General features: G+C 60.9%; 28 protein-coding genes. 25 read left to right on the top strand and 3 right to left on the bottom strand.

Annotated features, from left to right (window positions below):
• Positions 1-159 precede the first annotated feature (159 nt).
• The 25 genes from AC1KAR_RS20290 to AC1KAR_RS20170 all read left to right on the top strand — a co-directional run bounded on the left by AC1KAR_RS20290 (position 160) and on the right by AC1KAR_RS20170 (position 19,689).
• Positions 160-576, top strand: coding sequence for a hypothetical protein (locus tag AC1KAR_RS20290; RefSeq protein ID WP_480321131.1), 417 nt, complete (start codon positions 160-162; stop codon positions 574-576).
• 972 nt (positions 577-1,548) lie between these two features.
• A complete protein-coding gene (locus AC1KAR_RS20285) occupies positions 1,549-1,986 on the top strand; it encodes a DUF4262 domain-containing protein (protein WP_480321129.1) in 438 nt (145 codons plus the stop codon).
• Positions 1,987-2,036: 50 nt separating this feature from the next.
• Positions 2,037-2,666 carry a DUF4145 domain-containing protein gene (locus AC1KAR_RS20280; protein WP_480321127.1) on the top strand — a complete coding sequence of 210 codons (630 nt, stop codon included), beginning with the start codon at positions 2,037-2,039 and terminating at the stop codon, positions 2,664-2,666.
• 501 nt (positions 2,667-3,167) lie between these two features.
• Positions 3,168-3,812 carry a hypothetical protein gene (locus tag AC1KAR_RS20275; RefSeq protein WP_480321125.1) on the top strand — a complete coding sequence of 215 codons (645 nt, stop codon included), beginning with the start codon at positions 3,168-3,170 and terminating at the stop codon, positions 3,810-3,812.
• 56 nt (positions 3,813-3,868) lie between these two features.
• A complete protein-coding gene (locus AC1KAR_RS20270) occupies positions 3,869-4,234 on the top strand; it encodes a ferredoxin (protein WP_480321123.1) in 366 nt (121 codons plus the stop codon).
• A 461-nt stretch (positions 4,235-4,695) separates the two neighbouring features.
• Positions 4,696-5,007 carry a type II toxin-antitoxin system RelE/ParE family toxin gene (locus AC1KAR_RS20265; protein WP_480321121.1) on the top strand — a complete coding sequence of 104 codons (312 nt, stop codon included), beginning with the start codon at positions 4,696-4,698 and terminating at the stop codon, positions 5,005-5,007.
• A complete protein-coding gene (locus AC1KAR_RS20260) occupies positions 4,991-5,308 on the top strand; it encodes a helix-turn-helix domain-containing protein (RefSeq protein WP_480321119.1) in 318 nt (105 codons plus the stop codon). The genes AC1KAR_RS20265 and AC1KAR_RS20260 overlap by 17 nt, the downstream gene beginning before the upstream one ends.
• Positions 5,309-5,446: 138 nt before the next feature.
• The gene (locus tag AC1KAR_RS20255; RefSeq protein ID WP_480321117.1) at positions 5,447-5,668 is read left to right on the top strand and encodes an addiction module protein; all 222 of its coding nucleotides are present in this window, start codon (positions 5,447-5,449) and stop codon (positions 5,666-5,668) included.
• Positions 5,665-5,958 (top strand): type II toxin-antitoxin system RelE/ParE family toxin, encoded by a 294-nt coding sequence (locus AC1KAR_RS20250; RefSeq protein WP_480321115.1) that lies wholly within the window; start codon positions 5,665-5,667, stop codon positions 5,956-5,958. Before AC1KAR_RS20255 ends, AC1KAR_RS20250 begins: the two co-directional genes overlap by 4 nt.
• A gap of 103 nt (positions 5,959-6,061) precedes the next feature.
• The gene (locus tag AC1KAR_RS20245; protein ID WP_480321113.1) at positions 6,062-6,400 is read left to right on the top strand and encodes a low molecular weight protein tyrosine phosphatase family protein; all 339 of its coding nucleotides are present in this window, start codon (positions 6,062-6,064) and stop codon (positions 6,398-6,400) included.
• A 590-nt stretch (positions 6,401-6,990) separates the two neighbouring features.
• A complete protein-coding gene (locus AC1KAR_RS20240; protein ID WP_480321111.1) occupies positions 6,991-7,446 on the top strand; it encodes a hypothetical protein in 456 nt (151 codons plus the stop codon).
• Positions 7,447-7,980: 534 nt separating this feature from the next.
• Positions 7,981-8,766 carry a hypothetical protein gene (locus AC1KAR_RS20235; protein WP_480321109.1) on the top strand — a complete coding sequence of 262 codons (786 nt, stop codon included), beginning with the start codon at positions 7,981-7,983 and terminating at the stop codon, positions 8,764-8,766.
• A gap of 70 nt (positions 8,767-8,836) precedes the next feature.
• A complete protein-coding gene (locus AC1KAR_RS20230; RefSeq protein WP_480321107.1) occupies positions 8,837-9,124 on the top strand; it encodes a hypothetical protein in 288 nt (95 codons plus the stop codon).
• A 108-nt stretch (positions 9,125-9,232) separates the two neighbouring features.
• Positions 9,233-9,787: a hypothetical protein gene (locus tag AC1KAR_RS20225; RefSeq protein WP_480321105.1), complete on the top strand. Its 555-nt coding sequence runs from the start codon at positions 9,233-9,235 to the stop codon at positions 9,785-9,787.
• 526 nt (positions 9,788-10,313) lie between these two features.
• Positions 10,314-10,772, top strand: a complete 459-nt coding sequence (locus tag AC1KAR_RS20220) for a DUF6790 family protein (protein WP_480321103.1) — start codon at positions 10,314-10,316, stop codon at positions 10,770-10,772.
• A gap of 537 nt (positions 10,773-11,309) precedes the next feature.
• The gene (locus AC1KAR_RS20215; protein ID WP_480321101.1) at positions 11,310-11,708 is read left to right on the top strand and encodes a hypothetical protein; all 399 of its coding nucleotides are present in this window, start codon (positions 11,310-11,312) and stop codon (positions 11,706-11,708) included.
• 79 nt (positions 11,709-11,787) lie between these two features.
• Positions 11,788-12,315 carry a hypothetical protein gene (locus AC1KAR_RS20210; RefSeq protein ID WP_480321099.1) on the top strand — a complete coding sequence of 176 codons (528 nt, stop codon included), beginning with the start codon at positions 11,788-11,790 and terminating at the stop codon, positions 12,313-12,315.
• Positions 12,316-12,394: 79 nt separating this feature from the next.
• On the top strand, positions 12,395-13,342 hold the full coding sequence (locus tag AC1KAR_RS20205; RefSeq protein ID WP_480321097.1) for a hypothetical protein: 948 nt from the start codon (positions 12,395-12,397) through the stop codon (positions 13,340-13,342).
• A 642-nt stretch (positions 13,343-13,984) separates the two neighbouring features.
• Positions 13,985-14,782, top strand: a complete 798-nt coding sequence (locus AC1KAR_RS20200; protein WP_480321095.1) for an HNH endonuclease — start codon at positions 13,985-13,987, stop codon at positions 14,780-14,782.
• A gap of 619 nt (positions 14,783-15,401) precedes the next feature.
• A complete protein-coding gene (locus AC1KAR_RS20195) occupies positions 15,402-15,806 on the top strand; it encodes a DUF1428 domain-containing protein (protein WP_480321093.1) in 405 nt (134 codons plus the stop codon).
• Between the two features lie 72 nt (positions 15,807-15,878).
• Positions 15,879-16,391, top strand: coding sequence for a hypothetical protein (locus AC1KAR_RS20190; protein ID WP_480321091.1), 513 nt, complete (start codon positions 15,879-15,881; stop codon positions 16,389-16,391).
• Between the two features lie 76 nt (positions 16,392-16,467).
• Positions 16,468-16,746, top strand: coding sequence for a transposase (locus tag AC1KAR_RS20185; protein WP_480321089.1), 279 nt, complete (start codon positions 16,468-16,470; stop codon positions 16,744-16,746).
• 556 nt (positions 16,747-17,302) lie between these two features.
• Positions 17,303-17,827: a hypothetical protein gene (locus AC1KAR_RS20180; RefSeq protein ID WP_480321087.1), complete on the top strand. Its 525-nt coding sequence runs from the start codon at positions 17,303-17,305 to the stop codon at positions 17,825-17,827.
• Between the two features lie 113 nt (positions 17,828-17,940).
• On the top strand, positions 17,941-18,492 hold the full coding sequence (locus AC1KAR_RS20175) for a DUF6985 domain-containing protein (RefSeq protein ID WP_480321086.1): 552 nt from the start codon (positions 17,941-17,943) through the stop codon (positions 18,490-18,492).
• Between the two features lie 237 nt (positions 18,493-18,729).
• A complete protein-coding gene (locus AC1KAR_RS20170; RefSeq protein ID WP_480321084.1) occupies positions 18,730-19,689 on the top strand; it encodes a DMT family transporter in 960 nt (319 codons plus the stop codon).
• Positions 19,690-19,806: 117 nt separating this feature from the next.
• On the opposite strand, the gene AC1KAR_RS20165 is transcribed toward AC1KAR_RS20170, so the two are convergent.
• The 3 genes from AC1KAR_RS20165 to AC1KAR_RS20155 form a co-directional block, all read right to left on the bottom strand.
• Positions 19,807-21,519 carry an alpha/beta hydrolase domain-containing protein gene (locus AC1KAR_RS20165; protein WP_480321082.1) on the bottom strand — a complete coding sequence of 571 codons (1,713 nt, stop codon included), beginning with the start codon at positions 21,517-21,519 and terminating at the stop codon, positions 19,807-19,809.
• A gap of 201 nt (positions 21,520-21,720) precedes the next feature.
• Entirely contained in the window at positions 21,721-23,205 is a 1,485-nt protein-coding gene (locus AC1KAR_RS20160) for a DUF1254 domain-containing protein (protein ID WP_480321080.1), read from the bottom strand.
• A gap of 180 nt (positions 23,206-23,385) precedes the next feature.
• Positions 23,386-26,559, bottom strand: a complete 3,174-nt coding sequence (locus tag AC1KAR_RS20155; RefSeq protein WP_480321078.1) for a sensor domain-containing diguanylate cyclase — start codon at positions 26,557-26,559, stop codon at positions 23,386-23,388.
• Positions 26,560-26,574: the final 15 nt, after the last annotated feature.

Below are 26,574 nucleotides of genomic sequence, written 5' to 3'. Positions count from 1 at the left end.
ATGGGAAGTGCTGAATATTGGTCTTTCAAAGACTTCATAGCGAAGCACGCAGATGCCTAACCCTTCCATCGAGAGGACTCGCCCCGGCAAGCCGGGTCGAGCCTCTCATGTCAAACGTTAGGCGCCAAGAAGACGATTGATTAACTTTGCCCAACCCACATGAAGAAAGTTCTCCCCTCCGACAGGTACGTTCTGCAGTGCATCTACGACATGTACGAAAGTGAGTATCCCGGAGATAAGGATGAAAGGGGGCGGGGTGCAAATGACCCGCACATAGCAATCGATCTACATGCCTTAGCCACAAGGCTTCAATGCAGTCCGGAACTACTATTCGGCCGGCTGTACTACCACTTGGACAAGAAGCACCGGTACAAGCAAGAAGATGGAACTCTGGTACCTCTGTTCTATTTGAAGGTTGGTGCAAAGCGGCACGCCGTCAACTTCCCATACTTGGCATCAGTTCTTGCGAGTGAGAACCGCGACTACTTTCGGTTCATTCTCCCGCTTGGCCTATCTAGCTTGGCTCTCATAGTTTCAGTAGCTTCATTCGTACTTGGCGTTCTTCTCAAGCGGTAGCAAGTGGCGCCTAACCCTTCCATCGAGAGGACACGCCCCGGCGAGCCGGGTCGAGCCTCTCATGTCAAACGTTAGGCGTACGAATGCAGCCAGTTGAAAACCGTGCAGTGAATCAAGCAGCGAGCCGCGCGGAGTCGTGCAGTGCGGAGTTCTTCGCGGGTTGCCACTCGGTGTTGTTCGCGCGGTGCTTCGCCAGCCGCGTGGCGTCCGCGCCCACCGGCGCGGGGTCAGTGGCGCTCAGTCATGCGAGCGTTGTTCGTGCGGGGTTCTGCGCGGGCCGTCCGTCCGCTGGCGGCCGGCGCACCGGTTGTGGCGTGCATGCGGGCGCTGCCGTGCGTGGTAGTCGCGCTTCACGGTGTAGCTACGCCACAAGCCGTCTCGCAAGGCGGTGCTTTCTCGGCAGACCGGAGCGCTCGCGTTCCAGCCGGCCGAGTACGGCCTGCCTAACCCTGCGCTCTAGCGGACTGCCTCCGGCAGCCGCTAAGCACGAACGTTAGGCGTACGAATGCAGCCTGTTGAAAGCCGTGCAGTGAGTCAAGCAGCGAGCCGCGCGGGTTCGTGCCTTGCGGGGTTCTTCGCGGGTTGCGGCTCGGTATCGTTCGGCCAGTGCTTCACCAGCCGTGTGCCGTCCGCGCCCACCGGCGCGGGGTCAGTGGCGGCCAGTCATGCGAGCGCTGTTCGTGCGAGGTTCTGCGTGGGCCGCCCGTCCGTTGGCGGTCGGCGCACCATCGGTGGCGTGCATGCGGGCGCCGCCATGCTTCGTAGTGGCGCCGCGCTATGTGGCGGCGCCACAAGCCGTCGCGTGGGGCAGTGCTTTCTCGGCAGGGCGGGGCGCTCGCGTTCCAGCCGGCCGGGTACGGCCTGCCTAACCCTGCCTTCAAGTGGACGTGCCTTCGGCACGCCACTTAAGGCAAAACGTTAGGCGCTTCTCAAATGCCCCGTCAAACAGCTACTGATCCAGGAGAGCAAAAATTGCTCGACGACATCCAGAAATTTGGATGGCATTGCATCAACGTTTTTGGAGATGAGGAGCACGAACCGTTCAGCTACACGATCGGGTTATTCCAAACGTATGGGCATCCCGAACTCTTGATCTACGGGTTGCCACGAGATGTGGCGCACTCGGTTCTAACTATCGCCGCCGAAGCAGCCGCAGAAGGAAAGCCGCTGAATTTGCAAGAACCTACTGATGATCTGCTCGAAGGCTATCCATGCATCTTTGTGCCCGTGCCACTCAACGAGTATCCGGAGCATGTCGGTTTTGCTCGCTGGTATTACCAGGGTGATAGTTTTCCTGTTCAGCAGGTTGTTTGGCCTTCCAAGGCTGGGCTCTTTCCCTGGCACCCTGAGGCTTCGCAGGCTTTCCGTCGGAAGCAGCCAGTTCTTGGTCAGCATGAAAGAAGCGCCTAACCCTTCCATCGAGAGGACGTCACAAGGGCTGCGCCCTTGCGCCGCCTCTCATGTCAAACGTTAGCCGCCTCACGCGATACAAACATATGCCAACACTTATCGGAACTCTCGATCTACCACGCTGCCCTCAGTGCTCGGTTGCTCGTCCCCATTTGAGTTTGCAGAAACAGTTTCAAACCAACAACTCCGGTGGAACGCGGCCTAGGCACTGGTCAATCTATGTATGCAGCACATGCGGCGGATTGACCAGCGCATGGGCAAATGGGCAAGGCCAGGAGGTGCAGCAGTACTTTCCAAAGATGCCCACCGTATCGCTAGAGCTACCAGATAGGCCACGGGCCTTCCTTTCGCAAGCACAGGAGAGCCTCCACGCACCGGCAGGCGCTGTGATGCTCGCAGCCAGCGCCGTAGATGCAATGCTCAAGCAGCGTGGCCTAACGGAAGGCAGTCTTTACGCGCGTATAGAGAAGGCGGCAGAAGACCATCTAATCACCAAAGAAATGGCAAAGTGGGCGCATGCCGTTCGATTGGACGCAAACGATCAGAGACATGCAGACGAAGCCGCCACGCTACCGAGCGAATCAGACGCACAGAGAAGTATTGACTTCGCGGCGGCACTGGGCGACATATTGTTCGTCCTACCAGCTCGAATCGAGCGCGGTCTTCATCCAGGCGGCTAACCCTTCAATCGAGAGGACATGCCCCGGCAAGCCGGGTCATGCCTCTCATCTCAAACGTTAGGCGTACGAATGCAGCCTGTTGAAAGCCGTGCAGTGAATCAAGCAGCGAGCCGCGCGGAGTCGTGCCGTGCGCAGTTCTTCGCGGGTTGCCACTCGGTGTTGTTCGGGCAGTGCTTCGCCAGCCTTGTGCCGTCCGCGCCCACCGGCGCGGGGTCAGTGGGGCGCAGTCATGCGAGCGCTGTTCGTTGGGGGGGCTGCGTGGGCCGTCCGTCCGCTGGCGGCCGGCGCACCGGTTGTGGCGTGCATGCGGGCGCCGCCATGCTTCGTAGTGGCGCCGCGCTGCGTGGCAACGCCACAAGCCGTCTCGTGGGGCAGTGCTTTCTCGGCAGAGCGGGGCGCTCGCGTTCCAGCCGGCCGAGTACGGCCTGCCTAACCCTGCGCTCTAGCGGACTGCCTCCGGCAGCCGCTAAGCACGAACGTTAGGACCACAAGTTTCACTTCATGCAAACAGAGATCGAATTCCTCGGCGGATTGACGGGAGATCTTCAGCCGATCGGTGCCGTTGCCGAGCGCTTTTGGCACTCATCGAACGTCTCCACTCCGCACGGTGTCTTTCTGTCTCCCCGACCCGCGGTAGCCCCCGAAGCCTACGCAGTCCGCTTGTATCGGCCGCTTCCAAAGGATGCGCTTTGCCACTACTTGGAGCGTACGAACACGCGTACGCCAAGCATCTATTTGGATCTGCTGGGGCGATTGAACGGGGTTCACGCATTCCAATTCGCACTGTTCGGCATACCGCCTTCGAAAATTGCAGATCCACCGATGATCGACCGATCTGTGCCGCAGCCATTCGATCTAGCGGTGGCCAACGAGGGTTGGATACGCGAGTTCCGCAATTCGGCAGGATTGTTTTACTTCGGGAGTAGCTCGTTCTCGGCGGATCAAACCGTCGGCTACTTCCTCACTCCAAGAGGCTCGGTTGTTGGCCTGCTCAAATCAGGGCAAGAGGTTGGCAATTGGTCGTGTGTCGGGGAGTGTGTTCGTATCGAACTCGCGCGGGCGGAGTCTGAATACCCAAGCTTCGAGGCGTTCATGTCATCCTTGCGAGCCGTCCGCGGCAAAGGTAGATCGAATGGCAGCGCCTAACCCATCCATCGAGCGGACGTACCACGGCGGGCTTCGCCCACCGCGGCCCGCCGCTCATGTCAAACGTTAGGCGCTTCATGACAAACCGACACGCCAAAAACGTCCCCGGAGACTTCTACGTCGAAGACGGCTGTTGCACCAGCTGTGATATGCCATTTCAAGAGGCACCGGGTCACTTTGAGTACGACGGCGATGGACACTGCTTCGTATGCAAGCAGCCATCGTCGGCTGAAGAGGTGAAAAGGATGGTCCGCGCAGTATGGGCGTCAGAAGTTAGCTGTATTAGGTACGCAGGCCATGAGCCAGGAACTCTTGAGCAACTCATCGCGGTGAAAGAGCAGGCGCAATGCGATGTGTTGTCGGGTGAAATCGAGCAACTGGTCTCCCCGCGAAAGGTTTGGTGGGCCCTATGGCGCCGGTGATGCCTAACCCATCCATCGAGCGGACGTGCCACGGCGGGCTTCGCCCACCGCGTCCCGCCGCTCATGTCAAACGTTAGGCGCCGAAAGCAAGAAATGAACGCAGTGGGTTTTCTCCTCGTCGGTGTCGTGGTCCTCATCGCTTGCGCACTTCCGCTCGCGGGGTACATCCTCCTCAAGGAGCGCACCGCAAACCTCCACAGAATATGGCACCTCGCTCTGGCAGGGAACAAACTTTCTCGTCTATACATGGCGCTTGTATGTTTGGCGTTTGCTCTAGCTGTTGTGGCTTGGCTTCTCGCCTTTGCTCAGCACAGAGCTACAAAGCGTGTCGCAAATGCGTCGCCTAACCCTTCCATCGAGCTGACGGCCAACGGGCTACGCCCGTCGACCGCAGCTCATGTCAAACGTTGGGCGGCTAAGGGGCGCTAGACGACTATGCGCCTTGGGCGTATAGTCCGCCAATGCTCACCGTCGTCGAAACCCTGCTCTTCCAGAAACAGTGGCCGCTCTACTGGACTGAGGAGGAACGAGGCGCTTTCGCCGCCTACATCGCGGAGCGCCCTACAGCCGGAGATGTCGTGCCCGAATCCGGTGGCATTCGTAAGGTGCGCTGGGGTCGAGCAGGTTCGGGCAAGTCGGGTGGTGTACGCGTGATCTATTTCACTCGCACCGCTGAAGGTGAGGTTGTCCTGCTCACGCTGTATGCCAAAGCCAAGACAGACAACCTCACTGGCCCCAAGCTGAAGGAGATCCGCCGTGCCCTCGAAGAGTAAACCCCTGAACGCCAAGGAACTGGCGGCATACGAAGCAAAGCGCGATCTGGCAGCAGAACTGCTCCAGTCCGTAAAGGAGATGAAGGCCGGGCAACTCAGTGTTGTCTCGTCGCCTGTCATTGAGGCTCGCAAGAAAACTGGCCTGTCCCAATCACAGTTCGCCGCGCTTATGGGCGTGTCTGTCCGCACGCTGCAAGGTTGGGAGCAAGGTCGCAAGCAGCCTAGTGGCGCAGCCCGCACGCTCCTTGCCATTGCCAGCACCAATCCCAAGGCTGTGCTCGCCGTAGCAGGCCACAAGTAAGCGTGCGAAGAAAGCCGCCCAACCCTTCCATCGAGAGGACATGCCCCGGCAAGCCGGGTCATGCCTCTCATGTCAAACGTTGGGCGTCTCAGGGGGCGCAGGCGTAAAATTCGCCAACTCTTTATACGGAGCTTCCTTATGTCCTCCTTTTCCTCAGTCGAAGCTGAAGCCCTTCTGCTTTCACCAGAGGAAAGGGCAACGCTTGCCGATCATCTGTTGGCAAGCTTGGCAACCGAGCGCGAAGTTGAAGATGCGTGGGCTGAAGAGATCAAAAGGCGCATTGCCGCCGTTGAGACCGGCGAAATGGCGTTGTCACCGGTCGAGCAAGCAATCGCTCGTGCACGCCAGAACCTTCAGTGAAGGTTTCCATTGCGGCTGAAGCCGAGCGGGAGCTCGTTGAAGGTGCTCGCTATTACGCAACGCAAGCGAACGCTGAGCTCGGTCTCGCTTTCATTTCTGAGTTCGAGCGCTCTGTAGAGGTTCTTCGGTCGCATCCTGAGCTGGGTGCACATTGGCGCTTCGAGACCCGCCGTATGCCGCTACGTCGCTTCCCCTACAGCGTCGTCTATCTGCTTCACCCAGGCGAAATCCGAATCGTGGCCATCGCCCATCAGCGGCGAAAGCCAGGCTACTGGAGCGGCAGGCAGTAGGCGCAGGCGTGCCAGCAGAGACGCCCAACCCTTCCATCGAGAGGACTCGCCCCGGCAAGCCGGGTCGAGCCTCTCATGTCAAACGTTAGGCCGCTGGTTTCCCGTGCGCAAAGTTCTCTTCATCTGCGGCAAGAACAAGTGGCGCAGCCCCACTGCGGAACAAGTCTTCTCTGAGCATCCAAGCATCGAGTGCACATCGGCCGGCCTGAGCCACGACGCAGAGGTTCCTGTGTCAGCCGAGCTTGTCGAGTGGGCTGAGCTAATCTTCGTCATGGAGAAGCAGCACAGGTCCAAGTTATCTGCGCAGTTCAAGCCGCAGCTGCAAGGCAAGAAAGTCGTTTGCTTGAACATCCCAGACAACTACAAGTTCATGGAGCCTGCGTTGCTCAAGTTACTTGAAAGCAAAGTCACGCCGTTCCTGCCAGCAGGTGGGCTTAGCTAGCCAGGCCGTGCGCCATGTGCCAGCGGCCTAACCCTTCCATCGAGAGGACGTCACAAGGGCTACGCCCTTGCGCCGCCTCTCATGTCAAACGTTAGGCGCCTGAAAACTCTCCAGCGACAAATCGCTTCAATCACAAGCCACACGAGTTCCATCAAGCACAAGGCGAGGTATGTTCCCTGGGTCACTAATTGGGCGGGCACTTGCAGTACTTTGGTTGCTGTGCGCAACAGGGCTTCTGGTCTTCGCTTACGTGCAGCAAGGCATACACGACATGCCGGTCGCTCTCACTTGGCTTCTGATCCTTCTGGCATTTCCTATCGGTTTCGTTGCCGCTCCGGCTGTCGGAGTAGTCTGGTCATCGCTGGCCACAATTGCTGGGCTGGCCTATCACCCCTTCTGGCACTCGCTGCCTCTTTGGGTAGTAGTTGTCAGCTTGGGTTACCTGCAATGGTTTGTCGTAGTTCCAAAGCTGTTCCGTAGGTTGTCTCGTGCGAGCACAGGCGCCTAACCCTTCCATCGAGAGGACGTCACAAGGGCTACGCCCTTGCGCCGCCTCTCATGTCAAACGTTAGGCGCCGAAAGGCCCATCCATGCGAAACACCGCTCCATTTGGATGCTTGAGGCTTGGTGGGGAATATCTTCGAGCCGCTGCGCTTGTACAGCCACCGCCAGAGAGCGCGGTTGAAGCAATGCGGCAACGACTTTCCTTTCCCGCATACTTTCTTGTCGGTCACGCCATCGAGTTGAGCCTCAAAGCATTCTTGCTTGGGCGCAATGTCGGCGTCGCCGAGCTACGAAGCCGCAAGTACGGCCGCAACCTTGAGGCTCTTCTGCGGGAGAGCCGGCGTCGTCAACTAGGCCGTGAAGTACGGTTGAGTTTGAAAGAGATTCAAGCGGTGCTTGTTCTGAATGAGTGCTACTCCGCAAAGGAACTTGAGTACGTCGTGGTCGGCTTTCGCTCGCTGCCGTCCTACGCGCTCATCCACACAGTGGCATCAAAGCTCAACAAAGGTCTCCTGCCATATGTTCAACGCGTCGGCGCCTAACCCTTCCATCGAGAGGACCCGCCCCGGCAAGCCGGGTCGAGCCTCTCATGTCAAACGTTAGGCATCGCATGGAACATGAGTGCCTTCGCTAAGAAACCTTATCTCCACGAATGCTAGGAGTCCGCGATGTTGGTGAAACGACATGCGCCTTCAGAATTGCCCAGCTTGCTTACCCAAATGTCGCAACCTGGGCACTCCGATCGGCAGTCCGAAATCTACTTAGTAACCTTTTGCCTTAACTGTCCAGATCCCTTTGGAGCATTGAATGCAGTTCTTGACGCTCCCAAAGGGATGACGGACGAAGAGATTGCAGAGCAAACGCTTTCCATGACTTCGCGTCGGATTGAAAGTGTTGCCACAGACGAGTTGCCGCTAAGTCATCCGCTCAGAAGTTGGAAAGTCGCGTAGTCGGCCATGGAGCAAACTCGAATCTCAGGTGGCAGGCCAAGAGCGATGCCTAACCCTTCCATCGAGAGGACGTCACCCGGCAAGCCGGGCGCCGCCTCTCATGTCAAACGTTAGGCGTCTTCAAAAATGAAGCTCTTCGACGACGATTTCGAGTCACTCGGTCAGTACCACGACATGTGGTCAACCGTAATCGTGAACGCGCCTGATGACTTCCACTCATTCGACGACACACCCGTCGATCAAGCACAAGCCCTAGAAGACGCTTTTTGTGCGCTCCGATCTGGCTTTCGTCTTGTGGAACGAAAGGTGAAAGATGAGCGCACGCGGCGGATCATGCGCGAGCTGATCGAGATGTCATACGAGGCATTTCGTGCGGGCGACTCGAAGGTCGGAGCGCATACCCTTCAAGAGTGCGAAGGCATGATCTGGCCAAGTCACGCTCTACGCGTTAAGTACGCCGTGGCTGCTGAGAAGCGCGCGTTTGGTGATGTTCAAACCTACCGCGACGTCAAGATCTCACCGTACCCCTATGAGGGCACCGAGGCCGATATGCGCGCGGGTATGCGAATCCTGTATGCCGCGGCGCAGAGCAGGTATCTGGATCACTTCTCAAAGCAGGAAGACTTCAAACCGTACATCCTGCTGCTGCAAGCAGATGATTCCATCCGAGAATTGAAGGCCCGCTCGTGGAAAGCAGCGAAGCAAGAAATTCGAACGCTCGCCGCAAGTGGCCAAACTAAAGCGTACGCAAGGGTCGAGGTAGTAGTCAGTGGAATGAGCGGCGTGCTGAGCTGCGATCTAGAGGAAGTCGGGGGTCCCCATATTTCGATACGCTGCTTAGTAAAGGACTATGTGTGCGAAGCCCCTCATTTCCACTTAGATGAGCCAAACGTTCTTTCACCAGACGCCTAACCCTTCCATCGAGAGGACTCGCCCCGGCAAGCCGGGGCGAGCCTCTCATGTCAAACGTTAGGCCTCACAGATGGAGTACCACGACCATTCGGCAGTCAATCTTGGCGACATCATCAGTGTCCCTGTCCCAGACGGAACGGCGAGAGCTCGCGTAGTGATGCTGGGTGATACCTACGAACACCTTGAGATCGATCCGCAGTTCCTCTCTTGGGTAAAGGCGGAGAAAGTTCTCAAGGTTGACTCCATCGTTGTGGAGTGGATCGCCAACAACGCGTTCGCGCACGACGACCCACGGTACGCACCAGTCGGCGGGTACATGTTCACGGCAGTAGATGAGTGGGTGAAGCGTGAGGCCTAACCCTTCCATCGAGCTGACGTGCCCCGGCAAGCCGGGTCACGCAGCTCATGTCAAACGTTAGGCGTCATCATGTCAGCAAAGCTACGAAACACTGACTCAAGGGAAGCCGTGAGCACGATCGCCAAATTTCTCATCCCGCTTTCTTTGCTCTCTCCCGCGCCCCTCCTTGCCGAAACAGTCACCACCGCAATTGGCACATTGGCCGCTCCCGAGGGCTTGAGGACTATCAGGCGAACCGAAAAGCTTGATCCTGACACCGGCAAGCCACATGGCTCAATTCTCTTTACCAAAGCAAACGATCTACCTCGGGCTGTATTCATCCTGATTTGGTCTTACTCAGACAACAAATCGTTTGACGCACTAGACATGGCCGTGAAGATCGGAAATCCCTTCGACAAGACACTAACTCGTCAGCGCGCAACGCAGGTAAAGGTTGGGGGCGTTGATGGTGGTCGGTACGAAGAAGTCCTGCAGAACGATGTGCGGGCTATCAGCTATGCGGTTGCCAATGGTCCCTATCGACTTGTGGTCTCGATGCAAGGGCCGATGGCCAGTCCGTACAAGGAGTTGACGGACGAATTTGCTCATGCCGTAGAAGAGTTTGTTTGGGCTAACCCGGACCCACCAATCGATTCCCTGCCCAAGCAACCGCCGCAGGAGTGAGGCTCACGCACATGACGCCTAACCCTTCCATCGAGAGGACGCTGTCCGGCAAGCCGGCCAGCGCCTCTCATGTCAAACGTTAGGTGTACGAATGCAGCCTGTTGAAAGCCGTGCAGTGAATCAAGCAGCGAGTCACGCGGAGTCGTGCCGTGCGGAGTTCTTCGCGGGTTGCAACTCGGTGTTGTTCGCACAGTGCTTCGCCAGCCGCGGCCCGTCCGCGCCCATCGGCGCGGGGTCAGCCGCGCTCAGTCACGCGAGCGGTGTTCGTGCGGGGTTCTGCGTGGGCCGTCCGTCCGCTGGCGGCCGGCGCACCGTTTGTGGCGTGCATGCGGGCGCTGCCGTGCCGGGTAGTCGCTCTGCGCTGCGTGGCAACGCCACAAGCCGTCTCGTGAGGCAGTGCTTTCTCGGCGGGGCGGGGCGCTCGCGTTCCAGCCGGCCGAGTACGGCCTGCCTAACCCTGCGCTCTAGCGGACTGCCTCCGGCAGCCGCTAAGCACGAACGTTAGGCCTCGCAAGTAGCAAGAGCCATGTACCTCGCAATCGTCACCGCGCTGATGTTGGTACTCCCGGTCGGGTCCATTGGCCTAGAAGTCGCCCTCGGCGGCCATGGCTTGTCAGCGCTACTGGTTGCAAAGTGGTTTGTCATCTGGTCAGTCGGTGCCCGGCTGTTCCTGGCGGGGCTAAGGCAGATTGTCCAGCCTCGCTACACAGCTGAAGTCATTCTTTCCCTCAAGCACGAGGAGTCGCATGTTCTTGTAAGAGAGCTCGGCTTCGCAAATCTCGCAGTTGGCCTCGCAGGCCCGGCAAGCTGGCTATTTCCAGCATGGGTTCCCGCAGTAGCTCTAACCGGTGGAGTCTTCTATTCTTTGGCTGGCATCAATCATTTGCGGCAGGCTCACCGAAGCAAGCTAGAAAACATTGCCATGCTCTCAGATCTCTTTGTAGGCTCGGTTCTTCTCGTCGCTCTGGTCTTCACGCTCACTTGAAGCAAGGCAACCAGAGTGCAGGCGCGGCCTAACCCTTCCATCGAGAGGACGTGCCCCGGCAAGCCGGGTCACGCAGCTCATGTCAAACGTTAGGCGTGTGAATGCAGCCTGTTGAAAGCCGTGCAGTGAGTCAAGCAGCGAGCCGCGCGAGTCAGTGCCGTGCCAGCTTCGTCGCGGGTTGCGGCGCAGTGCTGCGCAAGTGGTGCTTCGCCATCGCCGTACCGCCCGCGCCCTCCGGCGCGGAGCCAGTGAGTCGGCGCGAATCAAAGGCTGCGCGTGCGGTGCTCGGTGCGGGCCGCCCGTCCGCTGGCGGTCGGCGCACCGCTCGTTGTTCGCCACCACCAGCATCGGTGTTGTGCGAAGCGTGGCGCGTTGGCATTCTTCGGCACCATGCCGTCGGCACTGCCTTGGCCCGTTCACCCACCGCAGCGCTCGGCTCCACACCGGCCCTCTCGGGCGCTGCCTAACCCTTCCTTCAAGCGGACGTGCCTTCGGCACGCCGCTTAAGTCAAACGTTAGGCATCGCTGGAAGCAATCATGTTCTTCAAAAAGCAGAAACCATCACAGTCACCAACCGAGCATCCAACCGTGGCAACGTTCTGGGGCGCCAGCGATCGGATGATCTGCTGCAAAGGTGTCGGCGGAGAAGGCAACGAGTTCAACACTTCCAGCCACCCTCTGCTTGCTGCTCAGGGGTATGTCGCAACACTACAGGTATCCGCACCTGGCGCAGCACAAGGTCTGTTCATTCATGCCTTCTACAGTCGTCACTGGTCATTTGCGGTCAGCCCGTCCAATGAAGACTCTGACGAACTCCCAGATTGGCCAATCACGAGGGAGTGGGGAACCGTCAATCAACATTCGGAGACTCTCACCGTCAACTGCCCTGCAGGGTCAAGTGTTGTCGTTGTTGAAAGAATCGCGAGCGAAGCCTAACCCTTCCATCGAGAGGACGTCTTACAGCTGGCTGCGCCAGCTGCAAGCCGCCTCTCATGTCAAACGTTAGGCGCTGCGCATGCTCTTCGGTAATCTCGAAGCCTTCGCACTTGAAGCAGTCATCGAGCCAGGCCCAGAGTTATCGGCGATCGTCGGCAGCAATGTCACAGGTCGATTCCGGCTCTTCTTTGGTGGGCTCGAAGTTGGCGAGTTTGAAGAACCATGTTGCCTCTTGCGCCCATTGAGTCAACACCTGGTAGTCAAGTGCGCAAGCGCCAATGCACTCTGGTGCGAATCACTGGCAGACATGACTCCAAGTGCATGGTTCAGTCTCCTAGACGATTCGTTGTACCTCACCGGGATTCCAGCACCTTCGGATGTTTACTACCGCCTAGACTTTCTGACCAACGTCTCTGAAGCGCTAGACAACGTGAAAGGGTTTCTGGTTGGCCCTCCTGGCGACGCATTGCACGTCCTCCTTCAACTGCCAGAATCCGAAGCAATGCACCACAAGGTCATCACACGTCGTGAGTTCTGCGCCGTCTCATCTGAGTTTGCGGCATGGGTAAGGGAACAAGAGCATGAGCGTCTTCAAGGCAGCGCCTAACCCTTCCATCGAGAGGACGTCACAAGGGCTACGCCCTCGCGCCGCCTCTCATGTCAAACGTTAGACCGCAGAGCCTCACTTGAGCTACTCCTTTCGCATTCGATTCATTCGGTCTCCAACCGACACGATCCAGTCGGAGGAAGTCGAGTTGCAAGTGTCTGTTCCCGGTGAGAGCGCGTCGATCGCGCTGAAGAATCTGACGCCAAAACAACCAATCAAGGATGCCGAGCAGCTCGCATTGTCTGGCCACGGATATGCCTCAAGTCACGAGGCCCTTGAGGCTGGTCAGAAATACCAGTCTGCGCTGATGGTCGCGCTTGCGCGTGTTCGCGTCGGCGCTGACTTTGGTCAACGAGCTGCAAAAGGTGTCTATACGGAGCACGGCCTGAAATGGCTGGAACAGCAAGTCGGTCATCGCGTGCTCAACAGCGCCCACGGATTGATGGTCTTTGCCACTGATCCAAAGCCACGCTTTGCGGCAGCAAATGCCAAGATGGTCCGAGGCACAAACGCAGATGCCTTTCAGACCTTGCTGCTGGAAGCCATTGAAAAATGCCCCGTCCTTTCGAACAGGGAGCAACTAGCCTTCTCACTTTTCAATGCTTCCTTTTTCCAGCCAGGCGCCGACAGTCGCTTCATACTCTTAGTCATGGCAATCGAGGCACTAGTAGAGCCGCTACAGCGTTCGCCTGAAGCACGTTCGCACGCCGAGCAGCTAATTGCGCAAACTAAGTCAGCGAAAATTCCCGCGGCCGAACGAGAGTCGATGCTAGGTTCGTTGCAATGGCTTCTTCAGGAATCTATCAATCAAGCGGGAAAGCGCCTTGTGGTCGCCCGTCTCGGCGAGCGCGAGTACGGGGAAATGTCGGCAAGTAAGTTCTTCTCCCACGCCTATCAGCTGCGAAGCAACTTGGTCCACGGGAATCTTCCTTACCCAACGTTCGAGCAGGTAGGTAGCATTTGCGCTCCCCTTGAGGTCTTTGTCTCCGACCTTTTGACCAGCCCCGCACTTGGTCACCCTCAGTGAAGGTTGCCAACATGCGGTCTAACCCTTCCATCGAGGGGGACGTCCAAGGGCTGTCGCCCTTGGCCGCCCCTCATGTCAAACGTTAGGCATCGCATGAACCGCAGCAGAGTAGTTCGCAACGTACTGGTCGCTTTTGCATTGGCCGGAGGGCTTGTTCTTCTCGCAGCAGCCATGTCCTGGGGTTACTACTCCGAAGGAATTGGCCACTACGCAGCGGTCGCTCTGGCCAGCCCATTCATGGTTGCAAACCAAGTGAGCGCTGGAGCCATCGGAACTGCTATCGCCTTCGTTATCTACTTCGCGTTCAGCTTGTTGCTAGTTTCGCTAGTCAGCAAGTTGTCAAAGCGTTGAATTCGATGTTCGGCAGCGACCGAGTCACTTTCCACAAAGTCACGGCTCGCTCGCTGCCAATATGGGCTCCGCGCAAAGGCGCAAAACCAAATGCAAGAGGCCGTGCAGGCACCAGCTGCTACGCAGCACGTGCCGGCTTTGCAGGCGGCGCCACCCAACGCAAAATGCATGTAGGCGGTGGTGTGCAAGCAGCGCTGCCTAACCCTTCCATCGAGAGGACGTCGCCCGGCAAGCCGGGCGCCGCCTCTCATGTCAAACGTTAGGCATCTCGACAATCAGAGCTGCGCCAACATGACCACAACAAAGATGCTGGAGCACAGCTATCGCTCACTGGGTAGATGTATTTACTGCCTTGAGCCACAAACCCCTGAAAGCCTAACGGACGAGCATATCGTTCCACTGGCACTGAACGGCTCATTGATCATTCGCAAAGCAGCCTGCGAACCTTGTCGAGATCACACAAACAAGTCCTTCGAAAATGTCGCCTTGCAGGCCGACTTCTTGGTCCCCCGACTTTTGCTGGACCTTAAGAGGCGCAAAAAGTCAGTTCCAAAGAAACTTCCGCCGGCGAATGTCGAACTTCACGACGGCTCGAAAATCCTCTCAATCGAGCTTGAGCTTTCCCAATACCCCACACTGACAGCGTTTCACGTCTTTAAGCCAGCCGGACGACTGGTGGGTGTCGAGCGCTCAGGAGATCTTGATGCAATTCAGTTCGCGCTTACGAACTTGCCGCTGCCGAGATTGCTCGCATACAAAAAGGTAGAGACTCGACACGTGACTGACTTCACAGCCTTCGCGTTAACACTTGCCAAGATCGCGTATTGCTTCGCTATTGCCGAACAAGGAATCGACGCGTTCGATGGCGCAGCAATGCGCTCTCTGTTGCTTGGCCACCAAAATGACACCTTTAACTTTGTCGGGGGCCCGATCGACCCACATCCCAAAAGCCTGGAGAAGCTACATCACCTGTCCGTTCGCCAGCGCGGAGACTGGCTCACAGTAGTTGTTCATCTCTTCGCATCATTCGGGGTGGCGCCCTATGAGGTTGTAGTGGGGGCACTCATTTCCCAAGCTAGGCAGCGCTAGGCACCACGAGATGCCTAACCCTTCCATCGAGAGGACGCTGTCCAGCAAGCCGGCCAGCGCCTCTCATGTCAAACGTTAGGCATCGAGTGGCACAGGCATCAGGTCAACGCTTTCTCTATCGGTTAACTGCGGCACTTGCGCTGCCGGGCGGCATCTGGGCGGCGTTTGAGTTGTATGGCCTCACCTTGCGCGGCTCACAGATGCTCTTCTTCGCCATAGCGCACACCATGCTGCCCTTGCTACTGGCTGTTTGGCTCTCTGTCCCCGCCGGCGCTCTGTGGCTCGTTCAGTCAGCGGTGGCCCTGGCGCGCCCAAGCTACCAGGCAAAGCTGGTTGTCTCTCGCAGCGCGTTGCTAGTCTTTGTTGCTGCCATCTGCGTTCAGGCCGCGGCGCTCTCGTGGTACAGCGCGTGGTCGAACACAGCGCTACGGGTTCCTGTATGTCTCATTGGTCTTGGTCTTACAGCGCTCGCGCTTCGTTGGGCGTGGGCCGAGCTCTGGCGCTCACCCAAAGCAATCGGCGCGAGAATCGATGCCTAACCCTTCCATCGAGAGGACTCGCCCCGGCAAGCCGGGTCGAGCCTCTCATGTCAAACGTTAGGCATCGCAAAGGAGACGACATGAGCTACATCGATTGCTTCCTCGCGCCAGTCCCTCGCGCCAATAAGGCCGCGTACGAAGAACTGGCCAAGCTTTCTGCGAAGGTTGTCAAAGAGCACGGCGCGCTCAGCGTCATGGAATGTTGGCTCGATGAAGCAGGGCCAAACGCAGAGACGTATCACGGAGCGGAAACCAAGCAAACTCAGGTGGAGTACGGAAGCTTCGTTAAGGCCGTTGGCGCCAGACAAGACGAAACAGTTGTTGTTTCGTACGTGGAGTGGCCTGACAAAGCTACGCGAGACGCAGGCATGGAAAAAGTAACGAATGACCCGCGAATGCAATTTGGTGATCAGGCTCCCGCTTTCGACGGAAGGCGCCTCATTGCAGGCGGCTTCAAACCGATGCTCGGCGCCAGCGATGCCTAACCCTTCCATCGAGAGGACGTCAAAAGGGCTGCGCCCTTTCGTCGCCTCTCATGTCAAACGTTAGCCACTCAAATGCGCGAATCGGCCGTCCTGCTTCTGCTTGCAACGATCACGCGTATCGCGCAAGGCGATGAAACACAGCTCCCAGCAGAAGCGTTGGCAGTGGTTCGCGCCTATTCAGAGGCCCTCGCTCGCGGAGATTGCGTCTCTGTGCTGCGACTGACATCGCCCGCCGTAGTGAATCGGCTCGACACTCGAGGTGGAACGGAAGCCTTCTGCAACTACGTCGTGCAGCTCAAAGAGGAAGTGGTCAAAGATGAGATCGGCGCTCCCATTGCAGTTCGGGAACAGGGCAGATTCCGTATGGCCATGGTCCCAAACCTCAGAATCGCACTCAAGCCTTCTACGCACCCTTCGTACCCTACCGAGGGCGCATACGTTCTGCATTCTGATGACCGTGGCACCACTTGGTATGTGCTGGACCTTGGCTGCCTGGACGAGCGTTGGTTAACGGAGGTCTATCCACCCTACGATGGATCGCCTCCCGTGCCCAAACCCAATCCTCGTTTCCCCGAGACAAAATGACGCCTACCCTTCCATCGAGCTGACGTGGGAGCTTGCCTCGGTTTAGTTGACACTCTTGCCCAACGGAGAGAGTGACATGGGAACCCCAGGACCGCAGAAGGTCAACAGATTCGGGCTTGCATTCAAACCCCACGCCGTGCAGATGAGCAACCAGCCAGGTCTGTTGGTGCGAGACGTCGCCGAGTCGCTGTGCATCCATCCTCGCATGCTTTCGCGCTGGCGCCAGCAGGTTCACGACGTCGTGCTGACGGGAAAGGTGAACGAGCCAGATGCGCAGGTATGGGCCGAGTTGCAGCGGCTACGCGCTGTGGAGCAGCAGTACAAGCGCCTGCACGAGGGGAGCACGATCTCCTGAGAAAGTTGATCCGGTTCGCGGCCGATCTAATGAGGAAGCCTTTGACTTCATCGACGCAAACCGGCTTCGCCACACCCGCCGACTTCTTCGAGCAACTCACGCTCAACCACATCGCCGGTGTTTCGCTTCACGTTTGAAACTACCCAGGGCCGCATGCGATCAGTTGCCATTGTTCTAGCCGTTGCGTCGGCAACCTGCCTCTCAGGCGCAGCCTGGCTATGGGCAAAGACACTCACGTTCTTCCAGAGCAGCGAGTACGCTCCAAACTCACCGCATATGCCAAGCTACAGAGTCGGGGAGATCGAAGCCGATGGGACAGGGATCTTTGTGCCAGCCATGCTCCTACTTGTACTTGGCCTGTTCCTGGCGAGGTTCTCTTTCAATCTTTGGCAAGGCGAAAGAAAACGCCGAAGAGATGAAGACACCCACAGGAAGTGAGTAGCCTTGAAGAAAGGGCTCTCAACCAATCACAATCTTGATTTCGTTCGGGCTCAGCAGTTCTCTTGCCCGCATCGCTGGTGCCGGCCTTCCAACGCGCAGTCAAAAGAGACCTAGAGTGAATGTCGGTGCCGCTGAAGCGCCTATCTCGTCCATCGAGATGGCCGCCACCCGGCAAGCCCACCGCCGTTTATGTCAATCGTTAGGCATCGCAATCAAGATGATCAGCAGTTCTGTCAGGAATGCATTCATTTGTCTTTCAGTCTTCATCTCAACTCCACTCCCAGCCGTGACACCACTGACCCCGCGACTTGAGAACTCAACGCGAGTTTCTCTGGTCGCCAAGCTCTCTGAAGTTGGCTTTCCGGAGGTCGGTCAAAACAGCCTCGTCACCGCCATCTCGTCTGCACTTGGCTTTGAAGCGGCCGACAACCAGTACAAGTCAGAACTGCCATACGCTCACATTCCGATCGTTCTGGCCGTATCAACCAGGTTGTCGGAGCAGTGCTCCTTGATCAAGGCCGTCGCAACCGGTAGACCGAATTCTTCCTACGCAACTACAACCGTCACGGGAACCTACTGTGTCGTCGGCGCCGCAGAATGGAAGTCGGGCGATCAGTTGGTCGAAGTCGAAGCCAGGTGAACAGCGGCGTCAATCTCAACGCGCCGATGCCTCAACCTTCTATCGAGAGGACGTCGGAGCTTGCCTCTCATGTCAAATGTTGGGCGACCACCACCAACCAAGTTCAGAGACACGTGACCCCATCCAACAAGACCCTGCTGCACCCAATCCTGGGGACCCTTAACTGCATATATGCCTATGAGGTCAACCCAATGTGGCTTCCTAAATTCGGGCTCCTGGAGTTGCCACCGCCTATAGGAGAAATCTGGGAGTTGCCGGAGAGGCTCGACTTTCTTGGCTCACCGTCGTCGCTTGCCGTATCGATCTACTCCGCAGACTGGGCTGAGGTTCTCGCCGGCAAACGAAAGGACGGCGAGTTCACGGCGCAACAGATCGAGACGTACGAAGAATACGTTCGCAATGCTGCGTCTATCGAAGCACAAGTGAAAGAGGCGTTGTTCAACCACTATCACGAGTGCATTGAATCAATCGAATACCCGTTCGCAGAGTTCGCACCAGTGAAGTCGGCTGCCGAACTGCTGCCGTTGTGCAAAGAGTGGCAGGCCGCAATTCACTGGCAGAGCTCACCTCCAAGGCGGCTGGAGATTTCATGCTCTTGCCCATGGGAAGAGGAGCACGGGTTCGTCGCGGAGTTTGAGAATGGGAAGCTTGAGCGCGTGGAGTAGTGGCATGGCGCCTGACTTCCAATGCCCAACCCATCTGTCGATTCAAACGTTGGGCGGCGAAGCCAACTCAAATCAGGTGTGCAACATCGCAGGCTGATCGTCTCGGGGATCGAACGACTCCTTCCGGGATGCGAAGCGCCGGGACGAAGGGCTAAAACGGGTTGAAGACCCCCCCGGAGCGCGCACCCGCCCAAGCGCGTACGATGCGCCGCGCCCTCCCCCCACCGAAGCAGTACCTTGCCTGACGTCAAGCCTCACCCCATCCTTACCGACCGCAAGGTCGTCTTTCTGCTCGCCCTCTTCTGCTGCCTGCTGTGGGGCAGCTCGTACCCGGCCATCAAGAACGGCTACGCGCTGTTCGGCATCGCCGCGGGCGATGTGGCCACCAAGCTCGTGTTCGCTGGCTGGCGCTTCTTGCTCGCGGGGCTGCTGCTGATGGCGTATGCCGTGGCCAGCGGCAAGCGCGTGGGCGGCTATTCGGGGCGAGCGCTGGGGCAGTTCGCGCTTCTCGGGCTGTTGCAGACCACCTTGCAGTACGTGTTCTTCTACATCGGCCTGGCCTACACGACCGGGGTGAAGAGTTCGATCATGAACGCCACGGGCACCTTCTTCAGCGTGCTGCTGGCCCACTTCATCTATCACAACGACCGCCTGAGCTACAGCAAGACGATCGGCTGCGTGGTGGGCTTCGTAGGCGTGATGGTGGTCAACGTGGGCGCCGACCTGGGCGGCCTGCTGCGGTTCGACTTCACGCTGCTCGGCGAAGGCTTCGTTGTGATCGCGGCGGCCGTGCTGGCCGCGGCCAGCATCTACGGCAAGCGCATCTCCGCCGGCATCGACCCGATCGTGATGACGGCCTACCAACTCGCGGTCGGCGGCGCTGCGCTGCTCGCGCTCGGCTATGGCTCAGGCGGCGCGTTGCACGGCTTCACGCCCGCATCGACCGCGCTGCTGGCGTACTTGGTGCTGCTGTCGTCGCTCGCGATCTCGATCTGGAGCCTGCTGCTCAAGTACAACCGGGTGAGCATGGTCACCGCCTTCAACTTCATGGTGCCGGTGTTCGGCGCGGTGCTGTCGGCGATCTTCCTCAACGAGAGCATCCTGGAGTGGCGCAATGGCGCCGCCCTGGTGCTCGTGTGCCTGGGGATCTGGCTGGTGACCAAAGAGCCGGCGGCGGGGCGCAGCGAGCGGGGCTGATCACTCTGCGCCGTCTGCAGGGGCCGCGCTGGCCCCTTGCGGCCGACACGCGCGCGCCCACAAGCAAGAACGCCGACCGTCACCGGTCGGCGCTTCTCTGGCAACGAACTGGCTCTGCTACGCCGGCAGCATCGCCAGCACTGCGTTCGCGCCGTTCAGCAGTTCCTGAGCCGACACCTGCGACAAGCGGCCCCTGGATTGCAAGGCCTGCACCGCATGGATGTAGTGCTCCATCGTGTGCCGCGCAAGGCGGTTGGCGATCACCTGCGCCTGCCCACCAATGGCTTCACCGCGTGCCACGAGCTGGATGAATGCAAGCACCTTGCCGGCGAGCTCGTCGTCGAGGCCGGTGGTGTACAGGTACACATAGCTCGCCTCGACCAGGTCGAGCGAGGCGCGGCAGACCGCGCTGCAGGGCGCGCTGCCCACGACCGAGGTGGCGGCGAGATGGCGCGTGCGCGCTGCGTCTTCCTTGAGCACATAGCCGGCACGCACGGTCTCGTTGACTTGCGCCATCACGGGCGACACATAGCTGCCATGCGTGGGGTAGAGCTGGTCGATCACGTTCTGCTCGAAAGGCAGGTAGGTGCCGTACAGGATGCAGAAGGCCGCGCCGGTGTTGGCGCCGCTGTTGGTGGCGGTGGGCACGGCGAACTCGGCGAGGCGGATGCCGCCCAGCGCGTTGCCGCGCGCGTCGCGCTGGATCACGGGGCCGGCCGTGGTGATCGGCGGCGCGCTCGGCGGCTGCACGCCTTCGCGCACCCAGCGCACCATGTGGTCGAAGACGGCGTTCGTCACGTACTGCACCGGCACGCGCGGGTACGGCGGGTTGGTGCAGTCACCCAATGTGGGCGCCACGCCATCGCGTTGCAGCAGCGGGCGCGAGTTGAGCACGGTGCGGCGGCCCGAGTGGCTGGCGCCAGCCACCTCCCAGAAGCGAAAGAGCGGCGTGTCGGGCTGGCGTGCGGCCACCTGCGGCGGCACGTCGGTCTCGGAGATGAGCTTGAAGATCGGCACGGTGAGATCGGTGCGCACCGCCCCGCCGCCGATATAGAGCAGGTAGGCATCGACCGGGTCGCCGATGAGCGGGTGCAGCGCGTTGATGAATACCTGCAGCCGGCCCGCCGATTGCGAGGCGCCGATCGCGAACACCTGCTTCACCTGCAGCCTGCCCAACGGGCGCACGCCAACCGGCTGGCGGATGGCCTGCAGCGCTTGTGCGTAGATGTCGTACGAGAGTGCGTCGTCGACGATGGCGCCGTTGGCCGTCACGTCGAGCGTGCCGTAGCGCAGCGGGCTCCAGTTCTTCGTGCCATTGGGCACGCCCTGCACGCCCACGCGCTGCGCCGAGATGCCGACCCAGGAGTAGCCCGAGCGCACGATGTGCTCGAACGAGGCGCCCCACATCGCATCGAGGTCGTAGCCGGCAGTCACGTTCTGCCACTCGGCGAGCACGGTGCCGTTGAACTTCCATGGCGCGACCGGGCGGCGCACCAGGATGCGCGTACGGTAGGGGTGGCCGCTGTCGACCACGCTGCCATTGGTGCCGATGGGCACCGCGGTGTTGAAGCGGCTGGCCGTGCCTTCGATGAAGAACTCTTCTTCCACGTAGCCGACCGCGGCCAGGTTGTGCATGGTCGACATCCACGGGTAGTCGCGCGTGGCGCTGCCCGGCGCGGCGTTCACGGGGATGGGGCCGGTGACGGTGGGGTTGGCCACGGCGGCCGTGGCATCGGTGTGGAGGAACAGCGTGGTGGCGGTTGCAAACAGCGCGACAAAAGACGCCGAGGCCACGGCAGCGCGCACCCGCGCAGCGAGGTTCAGGTTCATGCGTGTCTCCGTTGTGTGGTGTTTCGAGGGGCGCGCTTCTCGAACGGGAACTCGAACGGGAAGGCGCGCAGACTCTAGACCCGCGCTGGAGACGAAGTGATGTGAGGTCGCGCCGACGGCGTGGATATTCCGGCGAGCGGAATTGCTGCAACCGCGCCGCGCAATGCACGACAGCCGCTATGCCCTCTCCTCACCCTCTCGTCAGTTGGCGCGCAGAACGGCCGGCGGCGTCCAAGTCCCGTCGGTCGCAGCCTCTTTCGGCCAGTAGGCGCGCACGTAGAGGGAGAAGTCGCCCTTGGGCGCGGGCAGCCAGTTGGCGCGCTGCGTGGCGTCCTTCGGTTCGTCGGCCTGCACGTAGATGGTGAGCGAGCCGTCGGCAGCGTGTTTCAGGCCCTTGTTCTTCGTCCCCACCGAGAAGCGGTTGATCGGGTTGGCCTCGAAGAAGTGGTACGCGTTGTAGATCGACAGCGACCAGAAGCCGTGCACCGGCGGCGTTTCGCCCTTGGGGAAGGTGACGGTGTAGCGCTTGGCGCTGTTGAGCCGCGCACCGTTCGCATCGAGGTCTTGATAGAAGTACTTGGTCTCGTTGGGCGCGTTGACCATGATGTTCGATTTGGCGACCGCGGTGCGGGTGAAGTAGTCGGTGCCGAAGGCCGCTTCGTTGGAGATGGTGCTCCAGTGGTGCGGCAACTGCTGCCCGTAGTTGCGGAACTGGAACAGCGGCGTCACCAGGCGCTCTTCGGATTCCCTCGCGCCATCGGTCATGGCCTGCTTGATCTTCGGGTCCGCCTTGGCCGCGGCGAGCACGGCGTTGACCTGCGCGTAGCGGGCCTCCTCGCCCGGCAGCGGCGGCGCATCGGCCAGCACGGCGGGCAGTTCGTCGACGAACTTCTCTGGGATCACCCATTTGGCTTCTTCTTCCCCGCCACCGGAGGGCGCCGCCACACGCGGCACCTTGTGCCAGTCGCGCGTCTTCACGCGGCCGTCGTACTCTGCCAGCGGGTACATCTGGATTCCTGGCAGCACGCCCTGGATGGCGCGCTTGTCCTCGGGCGTGTCGTCTTGAAAGATGCGCGGGGCGATGAGCGCCGTGTTCGTCGACGCGCGGAAGACCTTGGTGATGCCCTTGGGCACCTCACCCTTCCAGTCGGGCCCCACCAGCAGATAGAAGCCTGGCGTGCTGCCGTACATCTTGCCCAGTTGCGCGAAGCTGTCGGTGCGCAGGTCAACCACCTGGTACACCCAGAAGCGGCTGCCGAAGTCGGGCACCTGCACCACCACGGGCGACACGTCGAGTGCGATCGAGCCGATGCCGTACACCACGTCTTGATTGGGGCACGCCAGCGCGCGCTCGGTCGGATCGACGTAGTCGGTCAGCATCACGAGACGGTTCAACGGGGCATCCATCAGCGGCCCGGAGTACACGATCTCCTTCACGCTGGCGAAATGAAGCCGGCGGTTGTACATGTTGACCATCGGCCAAGCCCAGAAGTAGGCGTCGCGGCCGACATGCTTCGCGTACTCCTCGGTGACCTTGACCCGCGCGTCGGGCCCGGGCGGGAGTGCACGCGACCAGCCGGGCGATGGCGCGACGGAGGCGCTCTGCGCCTGGGCCGCGCCGAACGCCGCGGTCAGCACGGCCACGGCAATCAAAGGGGCAGCAGGGCGAATGGACATCTGCGTCATGGTCAGGTTCCTTGCGTCAGAGACGATGCGCGGACGATGCTAGTGAGGCGAGGTGGCATGGTCAAGCGAAGGCGCGGCGTGCATCGCGGCCGGGGACGGATCTGCACCAAAGGGCAGGTGCCTTGCCCGATAGGTGCACCGTTCAAGCCAGGCCAAGCGCCTGGCCGCGCCGCGCCAGCGTCAGGTCGCGAAACGCCCGCGCCCTTCGGCCTTGGCCTTGTAGAGGCGCGTGTCGGCGCGTTCGATCAGCTCACGCCAGTCGCCGTTGCCCGCCTCGCCCAGGGCCACCCCCACGCTGGCGCCGATGGCCAGCGTGAGCGAGCCCACGATGAAGGGCGCATGCGCCGCCGCGACGATCTTCTGGGCCACCGCATCGGCATGCACCCGGTCGCGGATGCCCACCAGCACCACGGCGAACTCGTCGCCGCCCAGCCGTGCCACGGTGTCGCTCGGGCGCACCGTGCCGAGCAGGCGTTTGGCAAACGCCTGCAGCAGCTTGTCGCCCACGGGGTGGCCGTGCGTGTCGTTCACCGGCTTGAAGTGATCGAGGTCCACGTACAGCAGGGCGACGCCGGCGAGGCCATCCGACTCCTGCGCTGCCAGTTCGAGGCAGCGCTCGAAGCCTGAGCGGTTGAGCAGGCCGGTGAGCGCATCGCGCTGGCTGAGTTCGATCAGGCGGCCCTCTTCGCGCTTGTGGTGGCTGATGTCCTGTCCGATGCCGATGAAGCCTTCAAGCTGCCCCGCATCGTTGAACATCGGGATGTAGCTGATCGACAGGTGCTGCGCCACATCGTGGCCCGGGTACTCGCGCTCGAAGCTGACCGACTCGCCCGCGAGTGCGCGCTCCATCCACGGCAGGCTGCGCGTGTGGTCGGCCGGCGTGAGCACCTCGCTCACCAGGCGCCCCACGAGTTCGCTGCGCGGCTTGCCTGCCCAGCGCTCGAAGCCGCTGTTGACGTAGCGGTAGCGGCGATCGGCGTCGACCACCGCCACGAAGCCGGGCATGGCCTCGGTGATCGCGCGCAGCACCGCCGCCTGGCGCTGCTGTTCACGCTTGCTGTCGATCTCGCGCGTGATGTCGCGCATGATCCCCGAGAAGCGCGTGATCTGGCCCTGGCTGTCGCGGTGGCCGATCACCATGTGGTTGACGGGCACCCGAGAGCCGTCGCGCCGGAAGAAGCTGGTCTCGCCGATCCAGATGCCGTGCGCCTCCACGGCCGGCATGACCACGCCGGCCAGCAGATCGTTCGTCTCGGGCGTATTGAAGTCGCTGAAGCGCAAGCCATCGAGCGGCGCGTCGGGCGCGATGCCGAGCACCGCGCGCGCCGCGGGGTTGAGGTAGGTGAGGTCACCTCGGCGCGTGGTCTGCAGCACGTAGTCGCTCGTGTTCTCGAAGATGGCGGTCAGCTCGCGCAGCGCGTCTTCGAGCTGGCGGCGCTCGGTCACGTCACGCCCCACCGAATGCAGCATGGGTTCGCCGCGGCGGCCGAGCTGCAGGCTGTTGGTCCACGAGACCCAGCGCTCGGCACCCTCGGGGTTGAGCATGCGGTTCTCTGAGGTGTACGGCACACCGGTACGTATGACTCGGGCAAGTTTGTCTTCGACGGCTGCGCGATCGGGCGGGTACACGTGGTCGAGCAGGTTGGCGCCCAGCAGCTGCTCGGCCGTGACGCCGAAATGCCGGGCATACGACGGGTTCACATACGTGAGCCGGCCATCGGGCGTGGCCAGCGAGACCATCTCCGTCTGGTCTTCCAGGATGCCCTTCATCTTGCGTTCGCTGGCCACCAGTCGCATGAGCACCGGCTGCACCACGCTGCGCAAGGCATAGATGGCCAGCGCGACGATGAGCGCCATCACGCCGAGCAGGAGCGCGATGCGCTTCTTCAGGGGTGCATAAAGCGTGTCGAGATCGGTCTTGTAGCCGAGCGCGAGGCCATAGTCCTTGAGCGGCGCGTAGGCGCTGAGCACGTCCTTGCCCCGCGGGTCGCGCGCGAAGAGCACGCCGGTCTTGCCGTCGAGCGCGCGCGCGATGGCGCTGCCGGCCTCGCCTTCCATGTCGCGCAGCGGGAGCTCGAAGTGCTGTGACCGAAAGCGCGTGGCGGCGCACACCGCGCGGCTGCCCTCGCGGCCGCACAGCGCGGCGTCGGAGGTTTCGTCGGCGCGGCGCATCTGCACCAGCAATTGATCGACCAGCGGCAAGGGCTGTTCGGTGCGCACGCGCCCAACCGTGCGGCCGTTCTCATCGAGCACGGGCGACTCGGCCAGCAGGTGGTAGCCTTCATCGCCCCAGGCCAGCGTGGCGCTGCGCCCGGGCACATGCAGCGCATGCAGCAGCTTGGCGTGCCCCTGCGTCGAGCTGCCCACACTCACCACCAGGCGGTCCTGCGCGTCGTAGAAGACTGCGGCGCTCACTTCGTTGTGCAGCAGGTTGTTCGCGAGGCTTTGCAGCGCGGCGCGCGCCGCTGCGTCGTCCGGGTGGGCCGACAGATGCGCGAGGCCGCTGCTCACCAGCGGCCGCGTGGCAAGGGTCTCGGGATAGAGGAGCGCCACATCGAGCGTGTGTGCGAGCGAGGTGGCGTTGTTCACCGCCGACTGTTGCAGCGAGGTGGCGAGCACTTCTTCGAAGGTGACGCGCATGGTCCAGAAGCCTGCCACGCTGGCAGCGAGCGCGAGCAGCAGCACCACCGCAAGTGAGCGGCGCTGGATGCGCCTGGCGGCATCGTTCAGGTCGAAGCCCAGCCTGCCTTCGCGCAGCGCCCACAGGGCGATCGCCGCCACCGCGAACCCGAGCGCGGTGGCCGGGCGCAGCACGTTCGCGTTGGCAAATTTGTAGAGCGTGGCGAGGCCGAGAAAGTGCCCCACCAGGCCGGCCACACCGATCAGTGCCACCACGACATTCGCGATGCGGTAGGCCTGATCGCGCCGCGGTGAGCGCGGGCCGCGCAACAGCCACAGCGCGACGCCGCATGCGAGAAAGCCGATGCAGGCGTTGGCCGAGAGCCGGCCCGGGTTCGGCTGCTGTGGCGTGGGCACGCTGCCGGGGCTGGCGATGTCGATGCCCAGGTCGATGCCGAAGAGGATCTCGCAGAACTGCAGGGCAGACACCGCCACCAGCAGCGTGATCGCCACCGCGCCGAGGCGGCGTGCCGCAGCCCGATCCGACTGCGCTGCGTAGAGGCCCAGGCTGGCCGCGCCAAAGAGCAGCGGGTTGGCGAGGCCCACATCGCGCGAACCCGGCACCCAGAGGGCAACCGACTCCCACGGGAGCAGCCAGCGCGCCGCCGTGAGAGCAGCCAAGCCCGCCAGCAGGGCGGCGGCGATGCGAGGGGCCGTCCAGGTCGAGCGATCCATGTGCTGCTGCGCGGC

The organism is Piscinibacter sp. PDB1-1 (assembly GCF_056675995.1).
This window is presented reverse-complemented; position numbering and strand designations above follow the sequence as displayed.

Coding starts and splice junctions, on each gene's coding strand:
- AC1KAR_RS20255 (WP_480321117.1), top strand. CDS start 5,447: ATGTCCTCCTTTTCCTCAGTCGAAGCTGAAGCCCTTCTGCTTTCACCA.
- AC1KAR_RS20265 (WP_480321121.1), top strand. CDS start 4,696: ATGCTCACCGTCGTCGAAACCCTGCTCTTCCAGAAACAGTGGCCGCTC.
- AC1KAR_RS20200 (WP_480321095.1), top strand. CDS start 13,985: ATGACCACAACAAAGATGCTGGAGCACAGCTATCGCTCACTGGGTAGA.
- AC1KAR_RS20160 (WP_480321080.1), bottom strand. CDS start 23,205: ATGACGCAGATGTCCATTCGCCCTGCTGCCCCTTTGATTGCCGTGGCC.
- AC1KAR_RS20155 (WP_480321078.1), bottom strand. CDS start 26,559: ATGGATCGCTCGACCTGGACGGCCCCTCGCATCGCCGCCGCCCTGCTG.
- AC1KAR_RS20165 (WP_480321082.1), bottom strand. CDS start 21,519: ATGAACCTGAACCTCGCTGCGCGGGTGCGCGCTGCCGTGGCCTCGGCG.
- AC1KAR_RS20280 (WP_480321127.1), top strand. CDS start 2,037: ATGTCAAACGTTAGCCGCCTCACGCGATACAAACATATGCCAACACTT.
- AC1KAR_RS20215 (WP_480321101.1), top strand. CDS start 11,310: ATGTTCTTCAAAAAGCAGAAACCATCACAGTCACCAACCGAGCATCCA.
- AC1KAR_RS20230 (WP_480321107.1), top strand. CDS start 8,837: ATGGAGTACCACGACCATTCGGCAGTCAATCTTGGCGACATCATCAGT.
- AC1KAR_RS20275 (WP_480321125.1), top strand. CDS start 3,168: ATGCAAACAGAGATCGAATTCCTCGGCGGATTGACGGGAGATCTTCAG.
- AC1KAR_RS20220 (WP_480321103.1), top strand. CDS start 10,314: ATGTACCTCGCAATCGTCACCGCGCTGATGTTGGTACTCCCGGTCGGG.
- AC1KAR_RS20190 (WP_480321091.1), top strand. CDS start 15,879: ATGCGCGAATCGGCCGTCCTGCTTCTGCTTGCAACGATCACGCGTATC.
- AC1KAR_RS20210 (WP_480321099.1), top strand. CDS start 11,788: ATGCTCTTCGGTAATCTCGAAGCCTTCGCACTTGAAGCAGTCATCGAG.
- AC1KAR_RS20290 (WP_480321131.1), top strand. CDS start 160: ATGAAGAAAGTTCTCCCCTCCGACAGGTACGTTCTGCAGTGCATCTAC.
- AC1KAR_RS20235 (WP_480321109.1), top strand. CDS start 7,981: ATGAAGCTCTTCGACGACGATTTCGAGTCACTCGGTCAGTACCACGAC.
- AC1KAR_RS20270 (WP_480321123.1), top strand. CDS start 3,869: ATGTCAAACGTTAGGCGCTTCATGACAAACCGACACGCCAAAAACGTC.
- AC1KAR_RS20240 (WP_480321111.1), top strand. CDS start 6,991: ATGCGAAACACCGCTCCATTTGGATGCTTGAGGCTTGGTGGGGAATAT.
- AC1KAR_RS20185 (WP_480321089.1), top strand. CDS start 16,468: ATGGGAACCCCAGGACCGCAGAAGGTCAACAGATTCGGGCTTGCATTC.
- AC1KAR_RS20195 (WP_480321093.1), top strand. CDS start 15,402: ATGAGCTACATCGATTGCTTCCTCGCGCCAGTCCCTCGCGCCAATAAG.